20 protein-coding genes are annotated in these 21,704 nt (G+C 40.7%); 15 read left to right on the top strand and 5 right to left on the bottom strand.

The annotated features are described in order from the left end of the window. Positions 1-22 precede the first annotated feature (22 nt). Genes bamA through lpxA form a run of 5 tightly spaced genes read left to right on the top strand, consistent with a single transcriptional unit; the run spans position 23 to position 5,450 of the window. The gene (bamA, locus tag F3J02_RS02780; protein ID WP_216076261.1) at positions 23-2,554 is read left to right on the top strand and encodes an outer membrane protein assembly factor BamA; all 2,532 of its coding nucleotides are present in this window, start codon (positions 23-25) and stop codon (positions 2,552-2,554) included. Positions 2,555-2,598: 44 nt separating this feature from the next. Continuing rightward, entirely contained in the window at positions 2,599-3,099 is a 501-nt protein-coding gene (locus F3J02_RS02775; RefSeq protein WP_167247449.1) for an OmpH family outer membrane protein, read from the top strand. A gap of 3 nt (positions 3,100-3,102) precedes the next feature. Beyond that, positions 3,103-4,173, top strand: coding sequence for a UDP-3-O-(3-hydroxymyristoyl)glucosamine N-acyltransferase (lpxD, locus tag F3J02_RS02770; RefSeq protein WP_167247447.1), 1,071 nt, complete (start codon positions 3,103-3,105; stop codon positions 4,171-4,173). 6 nt (positions 4,174-4,179) lie between these two features. After that, a complete protein-coding gene (gene fabZ / locus F3J02_RS02765; RefSeq protein ID WP_004807401.1) occupies positions 4,180-4,665 on the top strand; it encodes a 3-hydroxyacyl-ACP dehydratase FabZ in 486 nt (161 codons plus the stop codon). Next, a complete protein-coding gene (gene lpxA / locus F3J02_RS02760) occupies positions 4,662-5,450 on the top strand; it encodes an acyl-ACP--UDP-N-acetylglucosamine O-acyltransferase (protein WP_167247445.1) in 789 nt (262 codons plus the stop codon). The genes fabZ and lpxA overlap by 4 nt, the downstream gene beginning before the upstream one ends. 45 nt (positions 5,451-5,495) lie before the next feature. On the opposite strand, the gene F3J02_RS02755 is transcribed toward lpxA, so the two are convergent. Further along, positions 5,496-6,428, bottom strand: a complete 933-nt coding sequence (locus tag F3J02_RS02755) for an AraC family transcriptional regulator (protein ID WP_167247855.1) — start codon at positions 6,426-6,428, stop codon at positions 5,496-5,498. A gap of 189 nt (positions 6,429-6,617) precedes the next feature. Between F3J02_RS02755 and F3J02_RS02750 the strand changes: the two genes are divergently transcribed. Together F3J02_RS02750 and gorA are read left to right on the top strand one after the other, a co-directional pair. Beyond that, positions 6,618-7,862 carry an alkane 1-monooxygenase gene (locus F3J02_RS02750; RefSeq protein WP_167247443.1) on the top strand — a complete coding sequence of 415 codons (1,245 nt, stop codon included), beginning with the start codon at positions 6,618-6,620 and terminating at the stop codon, positions 7,860-7,862. Between the two features lie 158 nt (positions 7,863-8,020). Continuing rightward, entirely contained in the window at positions 8,021-9,373 is a 1,353-nt protein-coding gene (gorA, locus tag F3J02_RS02745; RefSeq protein WP_167247441.1) for a glutathione-disulfide reductase, read from the top strand. A gap of 63 nt (positions 9,374-9,436) precedes the next feature. On the opposite strand, the gene F3J02_RS02740 is transcribed toward gorA, so the two are convergent. From F3J02_RS02740 to paaZ, 4 genes are all read right to left on the bottom strand, one after another. Then, positions 9,437-10,636: an acyl-CoA dehydrogenase family protein gene (locus F3J02_RS02740; protein ID WP_167247427.1), complete on the bottom strand. Its 1,200-nt coding sequence runs from the start codon at positions 10,634-10,636 to the stop codon at positions 9,437-9,439. A gap of 22 nt (positions 10,637-10,658) precedes the next feature. Next, positions 10,659-11,945 (bottom strand): acyl-CoA dehydrogenase family protein, encoded by a 1,287-nt coding sequence (locus tag F3J02_RS02735; protein WP_171526019.1) that lies wholly within the window; start codon positions 11,943-11,945, stop codon positions 10,659-10,661. A 270-nt stretch (positions 11,946-12,215) separates the two neighbouring features. Further along, positions 12,216-12,506, bottom strand: coding sequence for a DUF1330 domain-containing protein (locus F3J02_RS02730; RefSeq protein WP_167247423.1), 291 nt, complete (start codon positions 12,504-12,506; stop codon positions 12,216-12,218). A gap of 75 nt (positions 12,507-12,581) precedes the next feature. Continuing rightward, positions 12,582-14,684 carry a phenylacetic acid degradation bifunctional protein PaaZ gene (paaZ, locus tag F3J02_RS02725; RefSeq protein WP_167247421.1) on the bottom strand — a complete coding sequence of 701 codons (2,103 nt, stop codon included), beginning with the start codon at positions 14,682-14,684 and terminating at the stop codon, positions 12,582-12,584. A gap of 265 nt (positions 14,685-14,949) precedes the next feature. Here paaZ and paaA point away from each other — a divergent pair, with 265 nt between their 5' ends. Genes paaA through F3J02_RS02685 form a run of 8 tightly spaced genes read left to right on the top strand, consistent with a single transcriptional unit; the run spans position 14,950 to position 21,693 of the window. Continuing rightward, a complete protein-coding gene (paaA, locus tag F3J02_RS02720) occupies positions 14,950-15,885 on the top strand; it encodes a 1,2-phenylacetyl-CoA epoxidase subunit PaaA (protein ID WP_167247419.1) in 936 nt (311 codons plus the stop codon). Positions 15,886-15,918: 33 nt separating this feature from the next. Continuing rightward, complete coding sequence (paaB, locus tag F3J02_RS02715; protein ID WP_005188892.1) at positions 15,919-16,209, top strand: 1,2-phenylacetyl-CoA epoxidase subunit PaaB; 291 nt, start codon at positions 15,919-15,921, stop codon at positions 16,207-16,209. Between the two features lie 12 nt (positions 16,210-16,221). Further along, the gene (gene paaC / locus F3J02_RS02710) at positions 16,222-16,977 is read left to right on the top strand and encodes a 1,2-phenylacetyl-CoA epoxidase subunit PaaC (protein ID WP_167247416.1); all 756 of its coding nucleotides are present in this window, start codon (positions 16,222-16,224) and stop codon (positions 16,975-16,977) included. Between the two features lie 16 nt (positions 16,978-16,993). Further along, positions 16,994-17,494, top strand: a complete 501-nt coding sequence (gene paaD, locus F3J02_RS02705) for a 1,2-phenylacetyl-CoA epoxidase subunit PaaD (protein ID WP_167247414.1) — start codon at positions 16,994-16,996, stop codon at positions 17,492-17,494. 23 nt (positions 17,495-17,517) lie between these two features. Next, complete coding sequence (locus F3J02_RS02700; protein WP_167247412.1) at positions 17,518-18,579, top strand: 2Fe-2S iron-sulfur cluster-binding protein; 1,062 nt, start codon at positions 17,518-17,520, stop codon at positions 18,577-18,579. An 8-nt stretch (positions 18,580-18,587) separates the two neighbouring features. Beyond that, positions 18,588-19,361, top strand: coding sequence for an enoyl-CoA hydratase-related protein (locus F3J02_RS02695; protein WP_167247410.1), 774 nt, complete (start codon positions 18,588-18,590; stop codon positions 19,359-19,361). Then, positions 19,361-20,152, top strand: coding sequence for a 2-(1,2-epoxy-1,2-dihydrophenyl)acetyl-CoA isomerase PaaG (paaG, locus tag F3J02_RS02690; protein ID WP_167247409.1), 792 nt, complete (start codon positions 19,361-19,363; stop codon positions 20,150-20,152). The genes F3J02_RS02695 and paaG overlap by 1 nt, the downstream gene beginning before the upstream one ends. 2 nt (positions 20,153-20,154) lie before the next feature. Beyond that, positions 20,155-21,693, top strand: coding sequence for a 3-hydroxyacyl-CoA dehydrogenase (locus F3J02_RS02685; protein ID WP_167247407.1), 1,539 nt, complete (start codon positions 20,155-20,157; stop codon positions 21,691-21,693). Positions 21,694-21,704 lie beyond the last annotated feature (11 nt).

The raw sequence follows: 21,704 nt of genomic DNA, 5'->3' as shown, positions 1-21,704 counted from the left end.
AATTTAACTTACTGGAAAATATATGGGCATGCGTCACACACATTTATTAATGCCTTTGGCACTGGTTAGTGCGATGGCAGTGGTACAACAAGCATACGCAGCAGATGAGTTTCTTGCACGAGATATACGAATTGATGGCTTAGTGCGTTTAACACCTGCAAGTATCTATTCTATGTTACCAATAAATAGTGGCGATAGAGTCAGTGATCCTATGATTGCTGAGGCGATCCGTACTTTATATGCCTCAGGTTTATTTGACGATATTAAAACCTATAAAGAAAAAGATGTCCTGGTGTTTAGAGTTGTTGAACGTCCAGTGATTTCAAAATTGGAATTTAAAGGTAATAAACTCATTCCGAAAGAAGCCTTAGAACAAGGTTTAAAAAAGATGGGTATTGCTGAAGGTGAAGTGTTTAAGAAGTCTGCGCTACAGACTATTGAAACTGAGCTAGAACAACAATATACACAGCAAGGTCGTTATGACGCTGATGTGACGGTTGAAACTGTTGCACGTCCAAATAACCGTGTTGAGTTAAAGCTGAACTTCAATGAAGGTACAGCGGCTAAAGTATTTGATATCAATATTATTGGTAATACTGTTTTCAGTGACAGTGATATCAAACAAGCCTTTGCAGTGAAGGAAAGTGGTTGGGCCTCTATTGTGACCCGTAATGACCGCTATGCACGTGAAAAGATGGCTGCAAGTTTAGAAGCTTTACGTGCCCTCTATTTAAACAAAGGCTATATCAACTTTAATATCATCAACTCTCAACTGAATATCAGTGAAGATAAGAAGCATATCTTTATTGAAGTGTCTGTAGATGAAGGTAGTCAATTTAAGTTTGGCGAAACGAAATTCTTGGGTGATGCACTGTATAAACCTGAAGAGTTACAAGCGCTTAAACTGTATAAAGATGGCGAAACCTATTCTCAAGAAAAAGTAAATGCGGTTAAGCAATTATTACTACGCAAATATGGTAATGCTGGTTATTACTATGCCGAAGTGAATGTGGTACCAGATATTAATAATCAAACAGGTATTGTTGGTTTAAATTATTACATCAATCCTGGTCAACAAGTAACAGTGCGTCGTATTAACTTCACAGGTAACAGTAAAACTGCGGATGAAGTGTTACGTCGTGAAATGCGTCAAATGGAAGGCGCATTGGCAAGCAACGAGAAAATTGACTTATCGAAAGTTCGTTTAGAGCGTACGGGCTTCTTTAAAACGGTTGATGTGAAACCTGTTCGTGTTCCAAACTCACCTGATGAAGTTGATTTAAATGTCAATGTTGAAGAACAACATTCGGGTACGACCACACTTGCAGTAGGTTACTCGCAAAATGGTGGTGTAACCTTCCAAGCAGGTTTAAGCCAAACCAACTTTATGGGTACGGGTAATCGTGTTGCGATCGACTTGTCACGTTCTGAAACGCAAGATTACTATAACTTAAGTGTTACTGACCCGTACTTCACCATTGATGGTGTTAGTCGTGGTTATAATGTTTATTACCGTAAAACTAAGCTCAATGAAGACTATAACGTTAACAACTACGTCACCGATAGTATTGGTGGTAGTGTAAGTTTTGGTTATCCAATTGATGAAAACCAAAGCTTAAGTGCCTCTTTAGGTATTGATCAAACTAAAGTAAGAACGGGTCCAAGTGTTTCGACTTATATCCGTGACTATTTATTGGCGAATGGTGGTAAGCAGACAGCAGAATCAACTTGGTGTCCATCAGGCAAGCCAGAAACTCAGCCAGATCCTAAAGATCCTACTAAAACGATTGAAGTACCTGGAACTTGTGATGGTGGATTCCGACCATATGGCAGTGCATTCGAAGGCACTTTCTTGACCTATAACTTGAACTTGGGTTGGTCATATAACACATTAAACCGTCCAATTTTCCCGACATCTGGTATGTCACATCGTGTTGGGCTTGAAATCGGCTTACCAGGTAGTGATGTTGATTATCAAAAAATGACTTATGATGCGCAAGCATTCAAGTCACTCTGGGGCGGCTTTGTACTTCGTGGTTATGGTAAGTTGGGTTATGGTAATGATTTACCATTCTATAAGAACTTCTATGCGGGTGGTTATGGTTCAGTCCGTGGTTATGACAACAGTTCTTTAGGTCCAAAATATCCAAGTGTAATTTTCCAAGAAACTAAACAAAATGACCTTGATCCAGAAGAAGTGGGCGGTAATGCACTCGTTCAATTCGGTACAGAATTAGCACTTCCTTTACCATTTAAGGGTGATTGGACTCGTCAAGTACGTCCAGTGCTGTTTGCTGAGGGTGCTCAAGTGTTTGATACTCAGTGTGATGTACCAAAAGGTAATGTCACAATTGATGGTAAGGAAGTTGATATTAAGCAATATTGTAAAGATAACAATAAGTTAGATTTTGGTAATATGCGCTATAGTGTTGGTGTCGGCTTCACATGGATTACCATGATTGGTCCATTATCACTCAGTTATGCATTCCCGCTGAATGATAAAAAAGGCGATGATACTAAATCTATCCAATTCGAAATCGGTCGTACTTTCTAAGTACGACCTTGTTTAGTGCTGTAAAATATATAAAGGAAGTCATAATGAAAACATTAACAATGCTCGTGTTAGGTTTGGGATTCACGGTTTCTGCATCTGTAAATGCTGCAGGACTTGGCGTAGTTGATTTAGCGAAAGTTGTTGAAAGTAGCACTTATCTAAAACAACAAAATGCGAGCCTAACTCAGTCTGTTAAACCAACTTCGACTCGACTGGAGCAATTGGGTAAAGAGTTAGAATCTTTACAACAGAAAGCACAGACTGATGGTCAAAAAATGAATCAGGCTGATATTCAAAAACTGACTGCTCAATATCAGTCAAAGTTAAGTGAATTCAACTCAACTCAACAAGGTTTACAAACTAAAGTTCAGTCAAGTTTACAGGCGATGAATACAACTTTTGAGTCACGTGTGAAGCAAGCTGCTGAACAATTGCGTAAAGAAAGTAACTTAGACTTTATTTTGAATAAAAATTCTACGATTGCCTCTGACGCTCAATATGATTTAACTGATAAAATGATTCAAAAGGTTAACGCAATTAAATAATCAATGAATAGACGTACTTATCGTTTAGAAGAAATTGCTCACTTTGTCAAAGGTGAGCATTTCGGTGACAAAGATTTCCAAATTTCTTATTTGGCTAGCTTAGAACACGCAGAAAAACAGCATATTTGCTTTGTAAATGGTGAAAAATATTTAGCACAAGCAGAAGCGAGTCGGGCTGGCGTATATATTGTGACAGCATCACTTAAACAACAGCTTGCAAGCAAACAAAATTTTATCGTTGTTGATAATCCTTATTTGGCATTTGCCACACTTACACATTTATTTGAAAAAAAGATAACCCTATGCGGTATCGAGAGTACTGCACGAATCCATCCTTCTGCAATTATTGCTGATGATGCTTATGTAGGCCATTATGTTGTCATCGGTGAAAACTGCGTCGTGGGCAACAACACGATTATCCAAGCACATGCATTTCTTGATGATGATGTCGAAATCGGTAAAGATTGCTTTATTGATGCACATGTCACCATAACAGGTGCAGCAAAATTAAAAGATCGTGTTCGTATCCACGCCAATACGGTGATTGGTACTGAAGGTTTTGGTTTTGCACCTTATCAAGGCAAGTGGCATCGTATCGCGCAACTTGGTTCAGTTCGTATTGGCAATGATGTCCGTATCGGTTCAAATTGTAGTATTGATCGCGGTGCACTCGATGACACAATTTTAGAAGATGGTGTCATTATTGATAATCTTGTGCAAATTGCTCACAATGTTCAGATTGGCGAGAACACCGCTATTGCTGCCAATTGTGGAATTGCAGGAAGCGCGAAAATTGGCAAAAACTGTATCATGGGTGGTGCATCAGGCGTGGTTGGACACCTTGAAATCACAGATAACGTGACACTTACAGCAATGTCAATGGTCACAAAAAATATTTCTGAAGCTGGCACGTATTCTTCTGGCATGGGACTTTTTGAAAATAGTCACTGGAAAAAGACGATTGTGCGCTTAAGACAATTAGCAGATGTGCCATTGACCCAAATCGCCAAAAGGCTTGATCATATGCAAGCTCAATTAGAGTCCCTTGAATCAACCCTTAAGTTACGTAAATAATTTATTATGACTGAGTCTACATTACCAGCATTCACAATGCCTGAATTACCTATGGATATTCTTACCATTCGTGAATATTTACCACATCGTTATCCTTTTTTACTCGTTGATCGTGTTACTGAAGTAACTGAGAATAGCATTGTCGGTTATAAAAACGTCTCGATTAACGAAGAGTTTTTGCAAGGGCATTTCCCAACTTACCCAATTATGCCGGGCGTATTGATTATTGAAGCTTTGGCACAAGTCTCTGGTATATTAGGTTTTGTACTTACAAATCAAAAGCCAAAAGCAGGTTCATTGTTCCTGTTTGCGGGTGCTGAAAAAATCAGGTTTAAAAAACAAGTTGTTGCAGGTGACCAGCTTATCTTAAAATCTGAACTTGTGATGCAAAAACGTGGCATTTACAAGTACAATTGTACCGCTAGTGTCGATGGTAAGGTTGCCGCGACAGCAGAGATTATTATTTCCCACCAGAAAATTGAGCAGACATGAGTAGTCAAAATTTAATACATCCTACAGCAATTATTGACCCGTCTGCAGAAATCGCATCTGATGTACAAATTGGTCCGTATTGTATTGTAGGTCCAAATGTAAGTATTGACTCTGGTACAAAATTACATTCACATGTTGTTATTGGTGGTTTTACCCGAATTGGCAAAAATAATGATATTTTCCAGTTCTCAAGTATTGGGGAAATTTGCCAAGATTTAAAATATCAAGGTGAAGAAACTTGGTTAGAAATTGGTGATGATAATAAGATTCGTGAACACTGTACTCTACATCGAGGAACAGCTCAGGATCATGGTGTTACTAAGATTGGTAGTCACAACCTATTAATGGTGAATACACATATTGCACATGACTGTGTAATTGGGAACCATAATATTTTTGCCAATAATGTGGGTGTCGCTGGGCATGTGCATGTTGGTGATCATGTGATTGTCGGTGGTAATGCAGGCATTCATCAATTCTGTAAGATTGATTCTTACAGTATGATCGGTGGGGCCGCTTTAATTCTTAAAGATGTTCCCGCTTATGTGATGGCGTCTGGAAATCCAGCGCGTGCATACGGTATGAATATTGAAGGCATGCGTCGTAAGGGCTGGTCTAGAGATACTATTCAGGGTCTAAGAGAAGCCTATAAGCTGATCTATAAATCTGGTCTTACTACCGAGCAGGCAATTGAACAGATTCGTAGTGAAATTTTAGTGAAAACGCCAGAAGCGCAATTGTTTATTGATTCTTTAGAACAATCAACTCGCGGGATTGTGCGTTAATTGCTAGATTGAAAAAAAAGACACTCATGTGTCTTTTTTTTATGCCTAATTTTCCTGTTCCACAAATTGTTGTCGATACTGTTTCGGCGAATGCTCAAAAGTACGCTTAAAAGCCTGACTAAATGCAGTTTCTGATGAGTAACCCACTTTATTGGCAATTTGCTGTACAGAATAATTACTTTTACGTAAATATTGGCTTGCTAAACGCATACGGTGTTGTTGTAAATAGGCAAGCGGGGATTCTCCGATTACTTCGTGGAATAAACTTGCGAATTTTGAGCGTGACATACAACACTGTTCAGCAAGAGACTCAACCGTCCAAGCATCTTCAGGATGATTGTGAATTGCGGCCAAACTGTTGCTGAGTTCTGGATGGTTTAAAGCACTAAGCCAGCCATGTTGGCTAGAAATTTGCTGAATATGGTCTCGAATGCATTTGATCAATAAGATATTGACCAAATGATCGATAATAATATCGCGTCCTGCTTGAATATTCTGGGTTTCAAGAGCCAGAAAATGTAATCCGATTTGTAACCATTCAGGTGCATTGGTATCGCCATGTTGGAGATGGATGATTGACGGTAAAGCCTGAATAAAAGGACGAGCCATGATTGTATCAATCTGGCAGCGTACGGTCAGGATGAGATTTTTTTCTGATGAATGAGTACCGAATTCGATGGCATCTTCTTTGTGACCATCGAACAGTTTTGAAATATCAACGGCATCGACTAGCTTAGTAATGGCATTATCTGCACCTGTATGCGCCTTTCCTGATGGAATTACTATAATTTCACCCGCATGTGCAGTTAAACTATTCTGCGCGTCAATTTGAATAAAAACAGAACCCACCAAAACAATATGAACGATTAAAGCGGTTTGATCCTGGCAGATAAAACTCCATTCTCCTTGAGTTTTCAAATAGATATATTCAGTGTGATTTAAATGAATATCAGCAAATATTTTACTTAAAGCATCCATATGATTTTTTAATGACGTATTCATTTAAATTATAGAGAGCTCCGCTAATAACTCAATATGTGTTTATAGGACAAAAACAGGGAGGATGATGCCAAAGACTTTGACATAGCTTTTTTGGACGCTTGCAACTGTCATGAATTCGATAATTCCTCAAAATATACTTATATATACAAAGACATGGATTCGATGATGAATGCGCCAGTAAATGTTGAGCAAGAACTTACGCCAGTAAGCATTCCAAAGTCAAAAACTCAGTTGGATCGTAAACGTTATTTATGGGCCATTAGCCCGGCTTTACCTGCAATCGGGATAGGTATTTTAGCAGGTTATCAATTTGCACCACGTCCATTGAAAAAAATCTTTGCTTTAGGCGGACCAATTGTTTTACATATCGTCATTCCGACGATTGATACTATTATTGGAAAAGACGCCAATAATCCAACAGATGAAGATATTAAACTGTTAGAAAAAGACCCTTATTACTCTCGCTTGGTGAAAAGCTTTATTCCCTTGCAGTATGCAGCTAATGTATATGCATGTTATTTAACTAGCCGTAAAGAAACATCGTTCATTGATAAGATTTTTTTAGGGATATCAATGGGTGCAATCAACGGAATTGCGATTAATACAGCACATGAACTCAGTCATAAACATGATCGTATTGATCATATTCTGTCGCATTTAGCGCTTGTGCCAACAGGCTATAACCATTTCCGAATTGAACATCCTTATGGCCACCATAAACGTGCTGCTACACCTGAAGATCCTGCATCTTCACAAATGGGTGAAACATTCTATGAGTTCTGGCCGCGGACAGTAGTTGGTTCTTTTAAATCTGCAATTGAAATTGAAACCAATCGTTTAAAACGTAAAGGTAAAGAGTTCTGGTCAACTGAAAATGAATTATTGCAAGGTTGGGGCATGAGTGCTGCTTTTCATGCATCGATGGTCGGTTTGTTTGGTAAAGGCGTCATTCCTTATTTAGCGACTCAAGCATTCTATGGCATTAGCTTGTTCGAGATTATTAACTATATCGAGCACTACGGTTTAAAACGCCAGAAAGACAAGAATGGTAAGTACGAACGTACCATGCCAGAACATAGCTGGAACAATAATAATATTGTGACCAACTTATTCTTGTATCAATTGCAACGTCACTCAGATCATCATGCTTATCCGACACGTCCGTTCCAAGCATTACGTCATTTTGATGAAGCACCTGAATTACCAAGTGGTTATGCAAGTATGTTATTGCCTGCTTTGATTCCACCTCTATGGTCAAAAATGATGGATAAGCGTGTATTTGATCACTACAAAGGTGATTTGAATAAAGCCAATATTTTCCCAAAACGTCGTGCAAAACTGTTTAAGAAATTTGGTGTGGTTGATCAGTCTCTCATTGAAGTTTCTACAGAGACAGCAACTACAGCATAATCTAAACTGCTTTCCCAAAGCAGGGCACTGATGAGCAATCGTCAGTGCCTTTTTATTTTCTTGTATAAAAAGCTTAACCAAGTACAGATTTTGAATATTCTTACTGTATATCTATGTATAACTTAAAAATAATCTTGTAATTGGTTTATGAGGCAAAGATGACAAAACATTATGATTATATTGCGATTGGTGGTGGTAGTGGTGGCATTGCATCAGTGAATCGTGCTGCGATGTATGGAAAAAAATGTGCCTTAATTGAAAAATCTGAAATAGGCGGGACTTGCGTCAATGTTGGTTGTGTTCCTAAAAAAGTGATGTGGTATGCCGCCCATGTCGCTGAATCGATTCAGAAATATGGTCCTGACTATGGTTTTAATACTAAAGTTGAGTCATTTGATTGGCAGGTTTTAATCAAAAATCGGCAGGCCTATATTGATAGAATTCATCAATCTTATCAAAATAGCCTAAGTAAAAATCAAGTTGATCTTATTCAGGGGGCAGCTTATTTTATTGATAAAAATACCATTGAAGTTAATGGTGATCGCTTCACAGCAGATCATATCCTGATTGCAACAGGTACACAGCCTTCACTACCTAAGATAGATGGGGTGGAATATGGAATAGATTCGAATGGCTTCTTTGAATTAAGTGCTTTACCAAAAACTACCGCAGTGATTGGTTCAGGTTATATTGCGGTTGAGTTAGCGGGTGTGTTGAATGCTTTAGGTTCTCAGGTTGGATTATTTATTCGTAAGGATTTACCTGTAAGGCGTTTTGATTCTTTTTTAAGTGAAACCTTAGTTGAAGTGATGCAGACAGATGGGATTGCTGTGCATACGCAAGCTGTGCCTCAAAAAGTTACAAAAAATGCTGATGGTAGTGTTGTACTGCATTTGGAGAATGGTGAAAGCCACACGGTTGATTGTTTGATTTGGGCAACGGGTCGAGAGCCAAATACTGCGAATTTAAATCTGGAGAAAGCCAATGTCCAGCTCGACGAACGAGGCTATATTCAAGTCGATAAATTTCAGAATACATCCCAAATGGGCGTTTATGCGGTAGGTGATATTACTGGAAAAATGGAACTTACACCTGTCGCGGTGGCTGCTGGGCGCAGATTGTCCGAACGATTATTTAATCATAAACCAGAAGAGCATTTGGATTATGACAATATTCCAACCGTGGTGTTTAGCCATCCTCCAATCGGAACGGTGGGGATTACTGAGCAGGAAGCCATTGAGCAATATGGTCAGGAGGCGGTAAAAGTGTATAACTCATCATTTACCGCGATGTACAGTGCGATTACTCAACATCGTCAACCGACCAAAATGAAATTGGTCTGTGTAGGCGATAATGAAAAAATTGTTGGTATTCACGGCATCGGCTTCGGTATGGATGAGATTTTACAAGGCTTTGCCGTTGCTTTAAAAATGGGAGCAACCAAGAAAGACTTTGATAATACTGTTGCAATCCATCCAACTTCTGCGGAAGAATTTGTGACTATGCGATAAGTGCTGGTTTGGTAGTAAAAAGGACGTTATTGCAACGTCCTTTTTATTTTTCGAATTAATTTTTTACTTCAATTCGCTTGATGATTTACCGAGTTCACGACGCGCAATAATCAATTGCTGAATTTGCTGTGTCCCTTCAAAAATATCCAAGATTTTTGAATCACGTGCCCATTTTTCTAATAACTCATCCTCAGCATAACCAACACTTGCAGCAAGTTCGACACATTTCAGTGTGATCTCATTGCATACTCGACCCGCTTTTGCCTTAGCAATTGATGCTTCTTTAGAGTTTGGCTTTTTATTGTCCGCCATCCACGTGGATTTGATTGTTAACAAGCGGGCCGCTTCCCATTCAGCTTCCATGCGGTAAATCTGTGCAGCAAGGTTTGATGTCTGTAAATATGGTGTTTTGTAGTCTGCATCAAGCTGATCTTTAAAGATTTCTTTGATACGCTCCAAAGAGGCTTTGGCACAACCGATCGCCATTGCTGCAACCAGTGGGCGAGTATTATCAAAAGTTTCCATCACGCCAGCAAAGCCTTTGGCAACATCGATTTCAGCATTACCCAATAAATTAGCAGCAGGAACGCGACAGTCGATAAAGCTAATCACGGCCGTATCTGAGGCTTTAATCCCCAGTTTATGCTCAAGTCGTTCGACTTTCATTCCTGCTGTGCCTTTTGGCACAACAAAAGATTTGATTGCAGCGCGACCTAGTTTTTTATCCAAAGTTGCCCAAACCACCACAGAGTCTGCACGCTCACCTGAAGTGACAAAGATTTTCTCACCGTTGAGGATGTATTCGTCGCCATCTTTGGTCGCAGTGGTACGAATTGCCGCAGAGTCAGAACCACAACCAGGCTCAGTAATTGCCATGGCTGCCCAAGTACCCTTGAAGCGTTCTAACTGCTCATCGTTGGCGACAGCGGCAATAGCAGAATTTCCAAGACCTTGGCGGGGCATACTCAATAATAGGCCTGTATCGCCATAGCACATTTCAATCACACCCAGTGCGGTTGACATATTGTTGCCATTCTTATTGCCAGATTCCGTTTCGCCTCGTTTGCCCACTGCTGCACCAGCATTAATACCTTCACCACCTTCATTCATACCATCAATTAATGATGCAAGCATGTCGAGTTCTTTAGGGTAGGCGTGTTCAGCTTTATCATATTTGCGTGAGATTGGGCGGAGCACATTCAATGCAACTTCATGTGCTTGATCGACCATCATTTTGAATTTTTTAGGACTTTGTAAGTTCATTGTATTCTCCTAGGATCGTCAATTAAGCATGTAAGCCTGAGTGTAAAACGGCAGTTGCACGTAGATCACGGTACCAGCGCTCAACAGGATGTTCTTTGGTAAAGCCATGACCACCTAAGATCTGTACACCATCTGTACCGATTTTCATTGATTTTTCTGCACAGAGTAAGCGGGCCAAATACGCTTCACGGTGGAACGGTTTGCCAACTTCTGCCAAGCTTGCTGCATTGAGTACCAACATACGCATGGCATCGATTTCAATCGCCATATCGGCAATCATAAAGGCAACACTTTGACGGTGCGAGATCGGTTCACCAAAGGCAGTACGTTCATTGGCATATTTGATACAGTAGGCTTTGATTGCTTCACAGGTCCCAACAGCCATGGCACACCACATCAGATTACCGAGATCAACAAATGCAGTGTAATCGAAGTCTGAGTCACCTAAACGTAAGGCAGGAGTCTGATTGAACTGTAGTGTTGCTGTTTCTGCAGCTTTTAATCCCATTGCAGGATTGGCTTTAATGGAGATGCTTTCATTGGATTGCACCACGAAAATATCAGGCTGACCATTAAACTCTGCACTCACAAGGAATACATCCGCAGTATCACCTAGAAGCACCAAGGTTTTTTCACCTGTGATATAGAATTGTCCATTAGCTTCGGTTGCTGTGGTTTTTAACTGGAATGGATTGAAGGCAGGGGTAGCTTCTTGAAAGGCAAAGCTTGCAGTGACATCGGGATCTTCTGCAAACACAGGTAAATACATAGATTGGACTTGGGTTGAACCCCAACGCGTAATCGCATTGATGACACTGAAGCTGCTGAGTAGGCCGGCGGTTAAACTAAAATCTCCCTTGGCCAGACTTTCAGCAATCAGAATATTACTAACAATATTTTGTTCAGCCGCAACACCACCTAAAGCTTCTGGTAAAGCATAGTAATTCAAGCCTAAATCGACTAGGTGCTGCCATAGTTCTTCTGGAAACTGAGCATGATGATCTGCATCATGCGCCAAAGCATATAAAACTTCTTCCGCAAATTGTGACATCGCGTCAACCGTCATTTGCTGTTCTTCAGTCAGACTGAGATCAAACAGATTTTTATTGACCTGATTTGGGAGGCGTTGTTTATCTATCGCTTGAGGCTTAAATGCTTTTTGTGTTTTTGTAAGTACCTTAAAGCCCGTTTTTGAACCTTGATATAATGATTTCTCTACAAATTTTCTTAATTTGAGTTGATCAAGTACTTCGCTTCCCGCGATTTTTGTGATCAAAGATAGCCCAAATCCTTGCGCTTTATTCATCATATTCGACATGGTTTTATCCTGGAGGATGGTTGTAAAATTATGCTGACATGCTCCAATGAAAAAAACTATGTCTTCTTTGACGTCGATAATTGATAAAGATAAAGGGTGGTTTTAGTAATTTTATTGTTTTATCTATCTGTTTTTTAATATTTTAAAAAAAACTATAAAAAATAGAATAAAAAAAAATTGACCAAAATGACAGAGGCTTAGCTTCGTTAGAATCGCTTTGTCATTCAGTCTTCTGAATCTGTTATTTATTTACCAACACGATTAATCTAAACCTTCCGTCAAAATCACCATATATTCACCTGCCAAATCTCGGTGTTTTTTTGCTTCTTGGTAGGCATCACTGTGATACCAATTTTGAGCTTCCTGCATGCTGCTAAATTTAATGATGGCAACGCCGTCGCTTTCAATATTTTCCAAAGCAATCGACTGACCATAAAACACAATCGGCTCAGCTGAAAAACCTTGGCTGGCTTTGCGTGCTAAGGATGTATAGGTTTTCATCTCATCTTTATTTTTTAATTCTTTACGAATCAAAATAATATATGCGCTCATTGGATTTCCTGATTGATAGGTACTAGATTTTGATTGGTTGATGGAGACGATCACGTATCCATCAACGCTGATCTATTAAGCTGCACGAGCAACCAGTGTTAAAATATCATAGGTGGCAACCAATTCGTCACGCTGGTTTTTGACTTTGATATCCCATACCACCACGCCATGTGCAGGTTGTGATAAGTCTTTTTGTGGTTTTGGTGTTTTTTGCTTGCAGGTCAGTTCAACACGGATCGAATCACCAATTTTTACTGGCTCAACAAAACGTAAATTGTCCATGCCATAGTTGGCAATCACGGGGCCTTGTGCGGCATCGACAAATAATCCTGCTGCCGCTGATACGATAAAATAGCCATGCGCGACACGTTCACCAAAGAATGAATCTGCTGCTGCAATTTTGTCAGTATGTGCATAGAAATAATCACCACTTAAGCAGGCAAAATTGACAATATCTGCTTCGGTAACTGTACGACGCGCTGTCAGTAAACGCTCACCAATGACCAATTCATCAAAATCCTTTTTAAAAGGATGTACGCGGTCTTGCTGGATGTCAGAGCCTGCTGTCCATGAGTGGGTAATTTGAGTCAAACTATTTGGTGAACCTTGGATCGCAGTCCGTTGCATATAGTGTTTTACCGCTCTAATTCCACCAAGCTCTTCACCACCACCAGCACGACCAGGACCGCCGTGCACCAAATGAGGCAGTGGCGAGCCATGACCTGTACTTTCTTTAGCAGACTCTTCATCCAGAATATGAACTCGACCATGCCAAGGTGCTATTTTCTGAATAATCTGCTCAATGTTTTCATGAGTATTTTTAACTACGGAGGCAACCAGACTACCTTCACCACGTGCCACTAGATCGGCAAGTTCATCAATGGATTGATATGGCATAAGCGTACACACTGGACCAAAGGCTTCGGTGATGTGTACATGCGTGGCTTGCAAGGGTTGTTCACAGAGAAGAAGTGTTGGTGGGAAGAATGCGCCTTTTTCAGGGGTATCTGTATTAAATTTAAGATTTGTTGTACCACCAAAAACAATTTTTGCATCTTTAGCTAGTTCTGTAACTTTGTTTGCAACATCCAGCTTTTGTTTAGGGCTGGCTAGTGCTCCCATGGTGGTGTCTTGTTTCTGTGGATCGCCTACAATCACTTTTTCTAGTTTGGCAATCAGCTTTTGCTGTACTTGCTCAAGTTGTGCTTGTGGCACAAAAGCTCGGCGGATGGCAGTACATTTTTGTCCTGCTTTGGTGGTCATTTCTCGGAAAACTTCACGTACAAACAGATCAACCGTGGTTTCATCCGCTTCAGGGCTTAGGATGGCACTATTGACAGAATCAGCTTCCATACTAAAAGGAATTGAATATTTGTTGAGGTGTGGGTGGTTGCGTAGCTTTTGGCCTGTATAAGCTGACCCTGTGAAGGTTACACAATCTTGCGGGCCAAGATAATCAAAAAGATCATCAATTTGTCCGCAGATTAATTGTAGTGATCCTTTCGGTAGAAGTTGCGTATTTTCAATCGCTTTAACAACTGCTTGGGTGAGTTGAGCACCGTCAGTTGCAGGTTTAACAATACACGGCACTCCAGCCAATAGCGTCGGGGCAATTTTTTCTAACATCCCCCAAATGGGGAAGTTAAATGCATTGATATGAACTGCCACACCCGCTTTCGGGCTTAAAATATGTTTGGCACCAAAAGTGCCATTTTTTGAGAGTTGAATCCAACTGTCTTCCGTAATAATTTTTTCATCATTCAGCTCTCTGCGTACCAGACTTGAGTAGGCAAATAAGGTCTGAATTCCACCTTCAATATCAATCCAGGCATCTTTACGCGTTGCGCCTGTCGCATAGGCAAGCTGATAAAAATCTTCTTTATGCTCAAGTAAATGCTGTGCAATTTGCTTTAAAGCATTGGCACGTTGATGGAAGGTCCAGTTTGCCAGTGCTGTACCATTCTGTTTGGCATATTCAACAACCTGTTGCATGTCTATGCCATGACTGCTGACAGTATAGATCGGCTCATTGCTAATGGCGTGAACAACAGTACGTGCATCTTCATGGCTTGAATGCCACGTTCCATATACAAAAGATCCAAGCTGAACCACTTTTGATACAGGCTGTTGTTCTGCTGCTGATTTAGATGTTCCTTCTAATAGTGTTTGATCAAGCATGAGTAAACTCCATTTTTATCTGATACATCAATTTTTGAAATACTAAAAATATGATTCATAATTTCACGCTGATTAAGCAAAATGTCAACTTAAATTTATAAGAAAGAAATCATTTTAATTTTTATTTGTTAAATATATTTAATTAAAACAATTTCTTAATGCTAAATTCCAATCTTGTTATTATATGATACATAAAATGTTGTTGACTTTATTTTTAATGTATCGAAAAATAGATTTAAGGCTGAGACCTAACGGAAATTGACACATGGAAAATAAGTATCAGAAATTTGAACACAATATTGCCAATGACATCACGATAGAAGCAAAAGATGAAATGCCAGATGCTTATCGTAAAACGTTGATTCGCCAAATTGGGCAACACGGTCATTCTGAAATTGTTGGCATGTTACCTGAGGGAAATTGGATTACGCGTGCACCGACTTTAAAGCGTAAAGCGGTTCTACTCGCAAAAGTTCAAGATGAAGCAGGGCATGGACTTTACCTTTACAGTGCTGCAGAGACATTAGGTGCTGACCGTGATCAGATGATGGAAAAACTGATTGATGGAAAAATGAAATATTCATCAATTTTCAATTATCCGACGGTGACGTGGGCCGATGTTGCTGCGATTGGCTGGTTGGTCGATGGTGCAGCGATTGTGAATCAGGTGGCGTTGTGCCGTACCTCTTATGGCCCATATGCACGTGCCATGGTACGTATCTGTAAAGAAGAAAGCTTTCATCAACGTCAAGGTTTTGAAGCCATGATGGTACTGGCTGCTGGAACACCTGAACAAAAACAAATGGCACAAGACGCTGTAAATCGTTTTTGGTGGCCAGCACTGATGATGTTTGGGCCGAGTGATGAACATTCTCCAAACAGTGCGCAAAGTATGGCTTGGAAAGTTAAGCGATTCAGTAACGATGATTTACGTCAAAAGTTTGTCGACAACACGGTTCCTCAAATTTTGCAGCTTGGTTTAGAAGTTCCAGATCCTGATTTGAAGTGGGATGAAGAAGCGGGACGTTATATTCACGGTGAAATCAACTGGCACGAATTCAATGAAGTGATTGCTGGTCGAGGTCCATGTAACCACGAGCGTATAGAAGCACGACGCAAAGCTTGGGAAAACGGTAAATGGGTTCGAGATGCAGCTGTTATCTACGCTAAAAAGCAGCAAGCCCTAACACAAGTCGCCTAAGTAAAATTTATGGACAAAATTGAGGACATCAAAATGGAAGATAAAAATAACTGGTCGCTTTACGAAGTATTTATCCGTAGCAAACAAGGTCTCAGTCACCGTCATGTCGGTAGTTTAAGAGCATCTGATGATGAAATTGCATTGCAACATGCACGCGATGTGTACACCCGTCGTAATGAGGGAATCAGTATTTGGGTGGTTCGTTCTGAATTGATTAAGTCATCACAGCCAGATGAAAAAGCTGAATTTTTCGAACCAGCGCTAGACAAAGTTTATCGTCATCCTACGTTCTATCATATTCCTGATGGCATCGAGCATATGTAAGGGAGTATGGAAATGAATAATCCTATTTTATCTAAGTTCTTATTACATATTGGCGATAGCCAGTTGGTGTTGGCGCAACGTTTAGCAGAATGGTGTGGTCATGCGCCAGAGCTAGAGATTGATATTGCCTTGGCGAATATTGGTCTGGATCTGCTTGGACAATCCAGAAACTTTTTAACTTTAGCTGGGCAATATGAAGCAGCACAGCGAGATGAAGATCAGTTGGCTTACTTCCGTTCAGAACGTGAATTTCTCAATTTATTGTTATGCGAACAGCCAAACGGTGATTTTGCTCAAACCATCGTACGCCAATGGTTAATGGATCATTATCACTTGTTATTAATGACGTCTTTAAGCAAAAGCAGCGTAGCAGAGATTGCCGCGTTGGCAATGAAATCATTGAAAGAAGTGAAATACCATATTCGCTTTTCAACCAGTTGGATGGAGCGTCTGAGCTTAAGTACAGCAGAAGCACATCAACGTGTACAGGTCGCATTAGATAGCTTGTGGCGTTTTAGTGCAGAGTTGTTTGAATTGACGGCTGAAGAATATGTACTGGTTGAGCAGGGTTTAATCAGTGACTTGTCTAATGAAAAAGCACAATGGGACAAGACAATTGCTGAAGAATTAAAACGATTTGAGCTGACAGTTCCTGCAAATGGTGCTTATCGCCGTGGTGCCAAACAAGGTCTACATACGGAACATTTAGGATATTTGCTGGCTGAAATGCAAGCCATTCAACGCACTTATCCTGAAATGACTTGGTAAGACAAGGAGTTGAACCATGCAAATGATTCGTCATTGTATCGATCAGTGTTGGGATGTTCTGCAAACGGTGAGTGATCCTGAGATTCCTGCTTTATCTGTAGTGGATTTGGGCATGATTCGTGGGGTGGAACTGAATGATCAGCAAGAAATTATTGTTCGATTAACACCAACCTATAGTGGCTGTCCTGCAACGGATTTATTAAAAGTGCAGATTGTCGAGGCTTTAGCCACAGAAGACCTTATCCCTGCGAAGGTGATCGTTGATTTATCTGAAGCATGGACAACCGACTGGATGTCTGAAATAGGCAAGAAGAAGTTACAAGACTATGGTATCGCGCCACCAGAGGGTTTAGCTCATCAGTGTGGGACACACGTTCATTTAAAAGATGGTGTGGTGTGTCCGCGGTGTAAAAGTCTAAATACCAAGCTGCTCACGGAGTTTAGTTCGACCGCGTGTAAGGCCTTGTACAAATGTCAGGACTGTCTTGAGCCCTTTGATTATTTTAAATGTATTTAAAGTTTTAGATAAGGAAATCAGCCATGAGCCAATTTATTCCCTTAAAAGTAAAAAGTATTACGCCTCAGACAGATCAGGCCATTTGTATTTCCTTTGATCTTGTATCTGAGCAACAACAACAATTTAAATTTCAGCCAGGTCAGCATTTAACGATTCGTCATTTAACTGAGGCTGGTGAGATTCGTCGTTGCTACTCAATCTGTAGTTATGCACCGAAAGAAGATATCAGTATCGCGGTGAAAAAGATGGATCAAGGTCAATTCTCAAATTGGGCCAATGATTTTTTAAAAGTTGGCGATGTTCTTGATGTGATGCCACCACAAGGCGTGTTTTTTCAGAAGGCTGCCAGAACAGGTGGGCAAGCTTATTTAGGTATTGCTGCGGGCAGCGGGATTACTCCAATTTTGTCGATTATTAAACAGGTTTTGTTTGAACAATCGACATCGAATTTTACCTTGCTCTACGGTAATCGTTCATGGAAACAAACCATGTTTGCTGAGCAAATTATGGATTTGAAAGATCAATTTAAAGAACGGTTTCAGTTGATCAATATTTTTTCCCGTGAATTCAATGACAGCGAGCTGCTGAATGGCCGTATCGATGAAAACAAGCTCAAGCAATTATTTGAGCATGAGGTGTTAGAAAGTAATTTTGACCATGTTTTTGCATGTGGTCCAGATGAAATGATGGACACAGTCGAAAGCCTGTTACCGACCTATGGTTTAAGTAAAGACAAGATTCATACTGAACGTTTTAATACCGGTCATGTCCGTAAACGAGTAGTCGATGCCGATGCAAATCGTAAGGAAGAGCAAATCAATATTGTACTGGATGGTCGTGAACTGATCGTGTCAGTGTCTCAGGACGATGAAAGCATTTTAGATGCAGCATTACGTGCAGGTGCAGATTTACCTTATGCATGTAAAGGCGGTGTATGTGCGACCTGTCGTTGTAAGGTGCTCTCTGGTGATGTTGATATGTTCTTGAACTACAGTCTTGAAGATGACGAAGTCGAAAAAGGCTATGTGCTGAGTTGCCAAACTTTACCTAAAAGCTCAAATGTCCGTTTGAGCTTTGATGAGTAGAGGTAGCTATGCAAGAGCTGATCAAAACCGAAATAACAATTGATGGTGTGATGCTATTAACCCTCAATCGTGCTGAAAAACGGAATGCTTTAAATAATGCGACTTTGCAATATTTATGCGAATTGCTTGAACAGGCAGAACACAATGCCCGAGTCAAAGCCATTGTTCTAACAGGCAATCAATATTGTTTCGCAGCAGGTGCAGATATTGCTGAGTTAGCCGAAATGGATACTGTAGCTTTACAACTCGATATCCGTCCAAAGCTATGGCAGAAGATCGATGCGTTCAGTAAACCAATTATTGCAGCTGTGAATGGCTATGCCTTGGGCGCGGGATTTGAACTGGTTTTACACGCAGATATTGTACTGTGTGGTGAAAATGCAAAATTTGCATTGCCTGAAATTGGTTTGGGTATGTTACCGGGCGCTGGTGGCACACAGCGTTTGGCGCGGTTGGTTGGGCAACAATTGACTATGCGTTGGGCGATGACAGGGGAAATGATCTCCGCCAAGCAAGCACAGCAGCATGGTATCTGTAGCGAAGTGGTACCAACTGCACTCACGGTGGAATATGCCATGCAACTGGCAAGCAAAATTGCCAAGCAAGCACCCTTGGCGATTCGGGTAATTAAACAATCGATTAAAAGTATTCACGAAATTACATTAAGTCAGGGATTGAAATCCGAACGGCAAAACTTTGTCTGGTTGGCGGCAACTAAAGATCGGAATGAAGGCATTAATGCATTTTTTGAAAAAAGAAAACCAGTGTTTAGAGGTGAGTGATGGACTATAACAATATTATCGTGGAAGAAAAAAATGCTGTTGGTTATTTAACCTTTAATCGACCAAAAGCACTGAATAGTTTTAACGTGGAGATGCACCACGAGGTGGCCGAAGTTCTGAATCTTTGGAGCAAGAAACAGGAGGTTCGCTGCATCGTGATTAGTGGCGAAGGCCGTGGTTTCTGTGCAGGTCAAGATCTTGGCGATCGTGTGGTTGATCCAAATGCTGCAGCACCTGATTTGGGTTATTCGATTGAAACTTACTATAACCCGTTGATTAGAACCATTGTGAATATGCCGAAGCCCGTGATTTGTGCGGTGAACGGAGTAGCTGCAGGCGCTGGTGCAAATATCGCTTTGGCTTGTGATTTAGTTGTAGCAGCGAAATCTGCCAACTTTGTACAAGCATTTTGTCGTTTAGGTCTGGTTCCTGACTCAGGTGGGACATGGTTTCTGCCGCGTGCGGTAGGTCAAGCCCGTGCAATGGGCTTGGCGTTGTTGGGAGATAAACTTCCTGCTGAAACTGCAAAAGAATGGGGCATGATATGGGATGTTGCCGAAGATGCCGAGCTGAAATCAAAAGTCACTGAACTAGCAGAACGTTTAGCCAAACAGCCGACCTTTGGCCTGTCACTGATCAAAAAAGCCATTCACCAATCCAGTAATAACAGCTTTGATGAACAGATGTTCTTGGAGCGAGATTTACAACGTATCGCAGGTCGCTCAGAAGATTATCGTGAAGGTGTGCAAGCTTTCATGAATAAGCGTGAGCCTGACTTTCAGGGGCGCTGAGTATGATGAATCTAGATTTGTCTGATGCCAAAATTGCCGTGATTGGCTCTGGAACAATGGGGATCGGTATTGCTCAATTGGCAATGGTCAATGGTCATTCGACTGTTCTCTACGATCTCGATCGTGAAAAGACCCAACAGGCGGTTGATGGATTGCATCAGACTTTCGCAAAGTTGACAGAAAAAGGCAAACTGACCTCTGAGCAGGTACAGCAAGCACTTTCACGTTTGAGCATTGCTGATCAAATGGAAGCACTGGCAAATGTTGATTTAGTCATAGAAGCTGTAGTTGAAAAGCTGGAAGTGAAGCAAGCATTGTTTAAACAGCTTGCAGGTATTTGTTGTGATCACACTATTTTTGCCACCAATACCTCATCTATTTCAGTGACAGCAATTGCATCTGCTGTTCCGCATCCTGAGCGAGTGGTTGGACTGCATTTCTTTAATCCTGCACCAGTGATGAAACTGGTGGAGATTGTACAAGGCTTAAAAACGCCAATTGATTTATGTCAGGCCTTAAAAGCCTTGATGCTGGCTTGGAATAAAATTCCTGTACTGACCAAATCAACACCAGGCTTTATCGTCAATCGGATTGCCCGTCCGTTTTATGCAGAAGCATTTCGTGCCTTGCAAGAACAGGTCACAACCTATGACCAGCTGGATTATGCCTTAAAGCAGTGTGGTGGTTTTGCGATGGGACCGTGTGAGTTAACTGATTTAATTGGGCAAGATGTTAATTTCTCAGTCACTCAAAGTGTTTATGAAGCCTTCTTTTATGAGCCGCGTTATCGTCCAAGCCTGATTCAGAAAGAATTGGTAGATGCAGGTACGTGGGGCCGTAAATCAAAGCAAGGTTTTTATCGCTATGATGAAAAAAAACAGTATGCGACTTTTCATCCTCAGCTTATTACGGCGCCGTCTTTTCATGCTGATGTTCAAGTCAAAGGTACATGGGCTCAATGTCCGCATGTATTAGAACGTCTCGGCTTAAGTCGTACTTTAGCAAGCAATCAAAATATTATCCAAATTGATGATGTTGATTTGCGTCTAAGTCAGGGAGAATCTGCCAATATCGATTATCCAAATCGTAAAACGATATTGATGGATTGGCATCATCATTTTGAACAGGCACAGGCGGTGGTTCTTAGTCATAACCACCTTTGCCAAGCTGAAGATCTGGCAAAAATAGAAGCATTTTTTGCTCAACAACAGATCAAGGTACTTTGGATTAGCGATCATCCCGCACTGTTAACTTTACGTACCATTGTCTTGTTGATCAATGAAGCCTGTGAAGCCAGTCTGCATGGGATTGCCACTATGGAAGATATTGATAATGCCATGAAATATGGAGTGAACTATCCTAAAGGACCGTATCAATGGATGATGCAATTGGGCGCTGACTATGTCTTGGCAACGTTAAACAATTTATATGCCATCTACGGCGAAGAAAAATATCGTGCAAGTCTTTATCTCAAGCAATACGTGGCAAAGCAGCAAAGTGTGATTGCTGACTATTCAAAAAATTTAACAGAATGTGCATAAGCAGGAGCGAT

The sequence above is a fragment of the Acinetobacter sp. Tr-809 genome (assembly GCF_011753255.1).
Classification (GTDB): Bacteria; Pseudomonadota; Gammaproteobacteria; order Pseudomonadales; family Moraxellaceae; genus Acinetobacter.
Note: the sequence above shows the minus strand (reverse complement) of the source record. Positions and strands in the feature narration are given on the sequence as shown.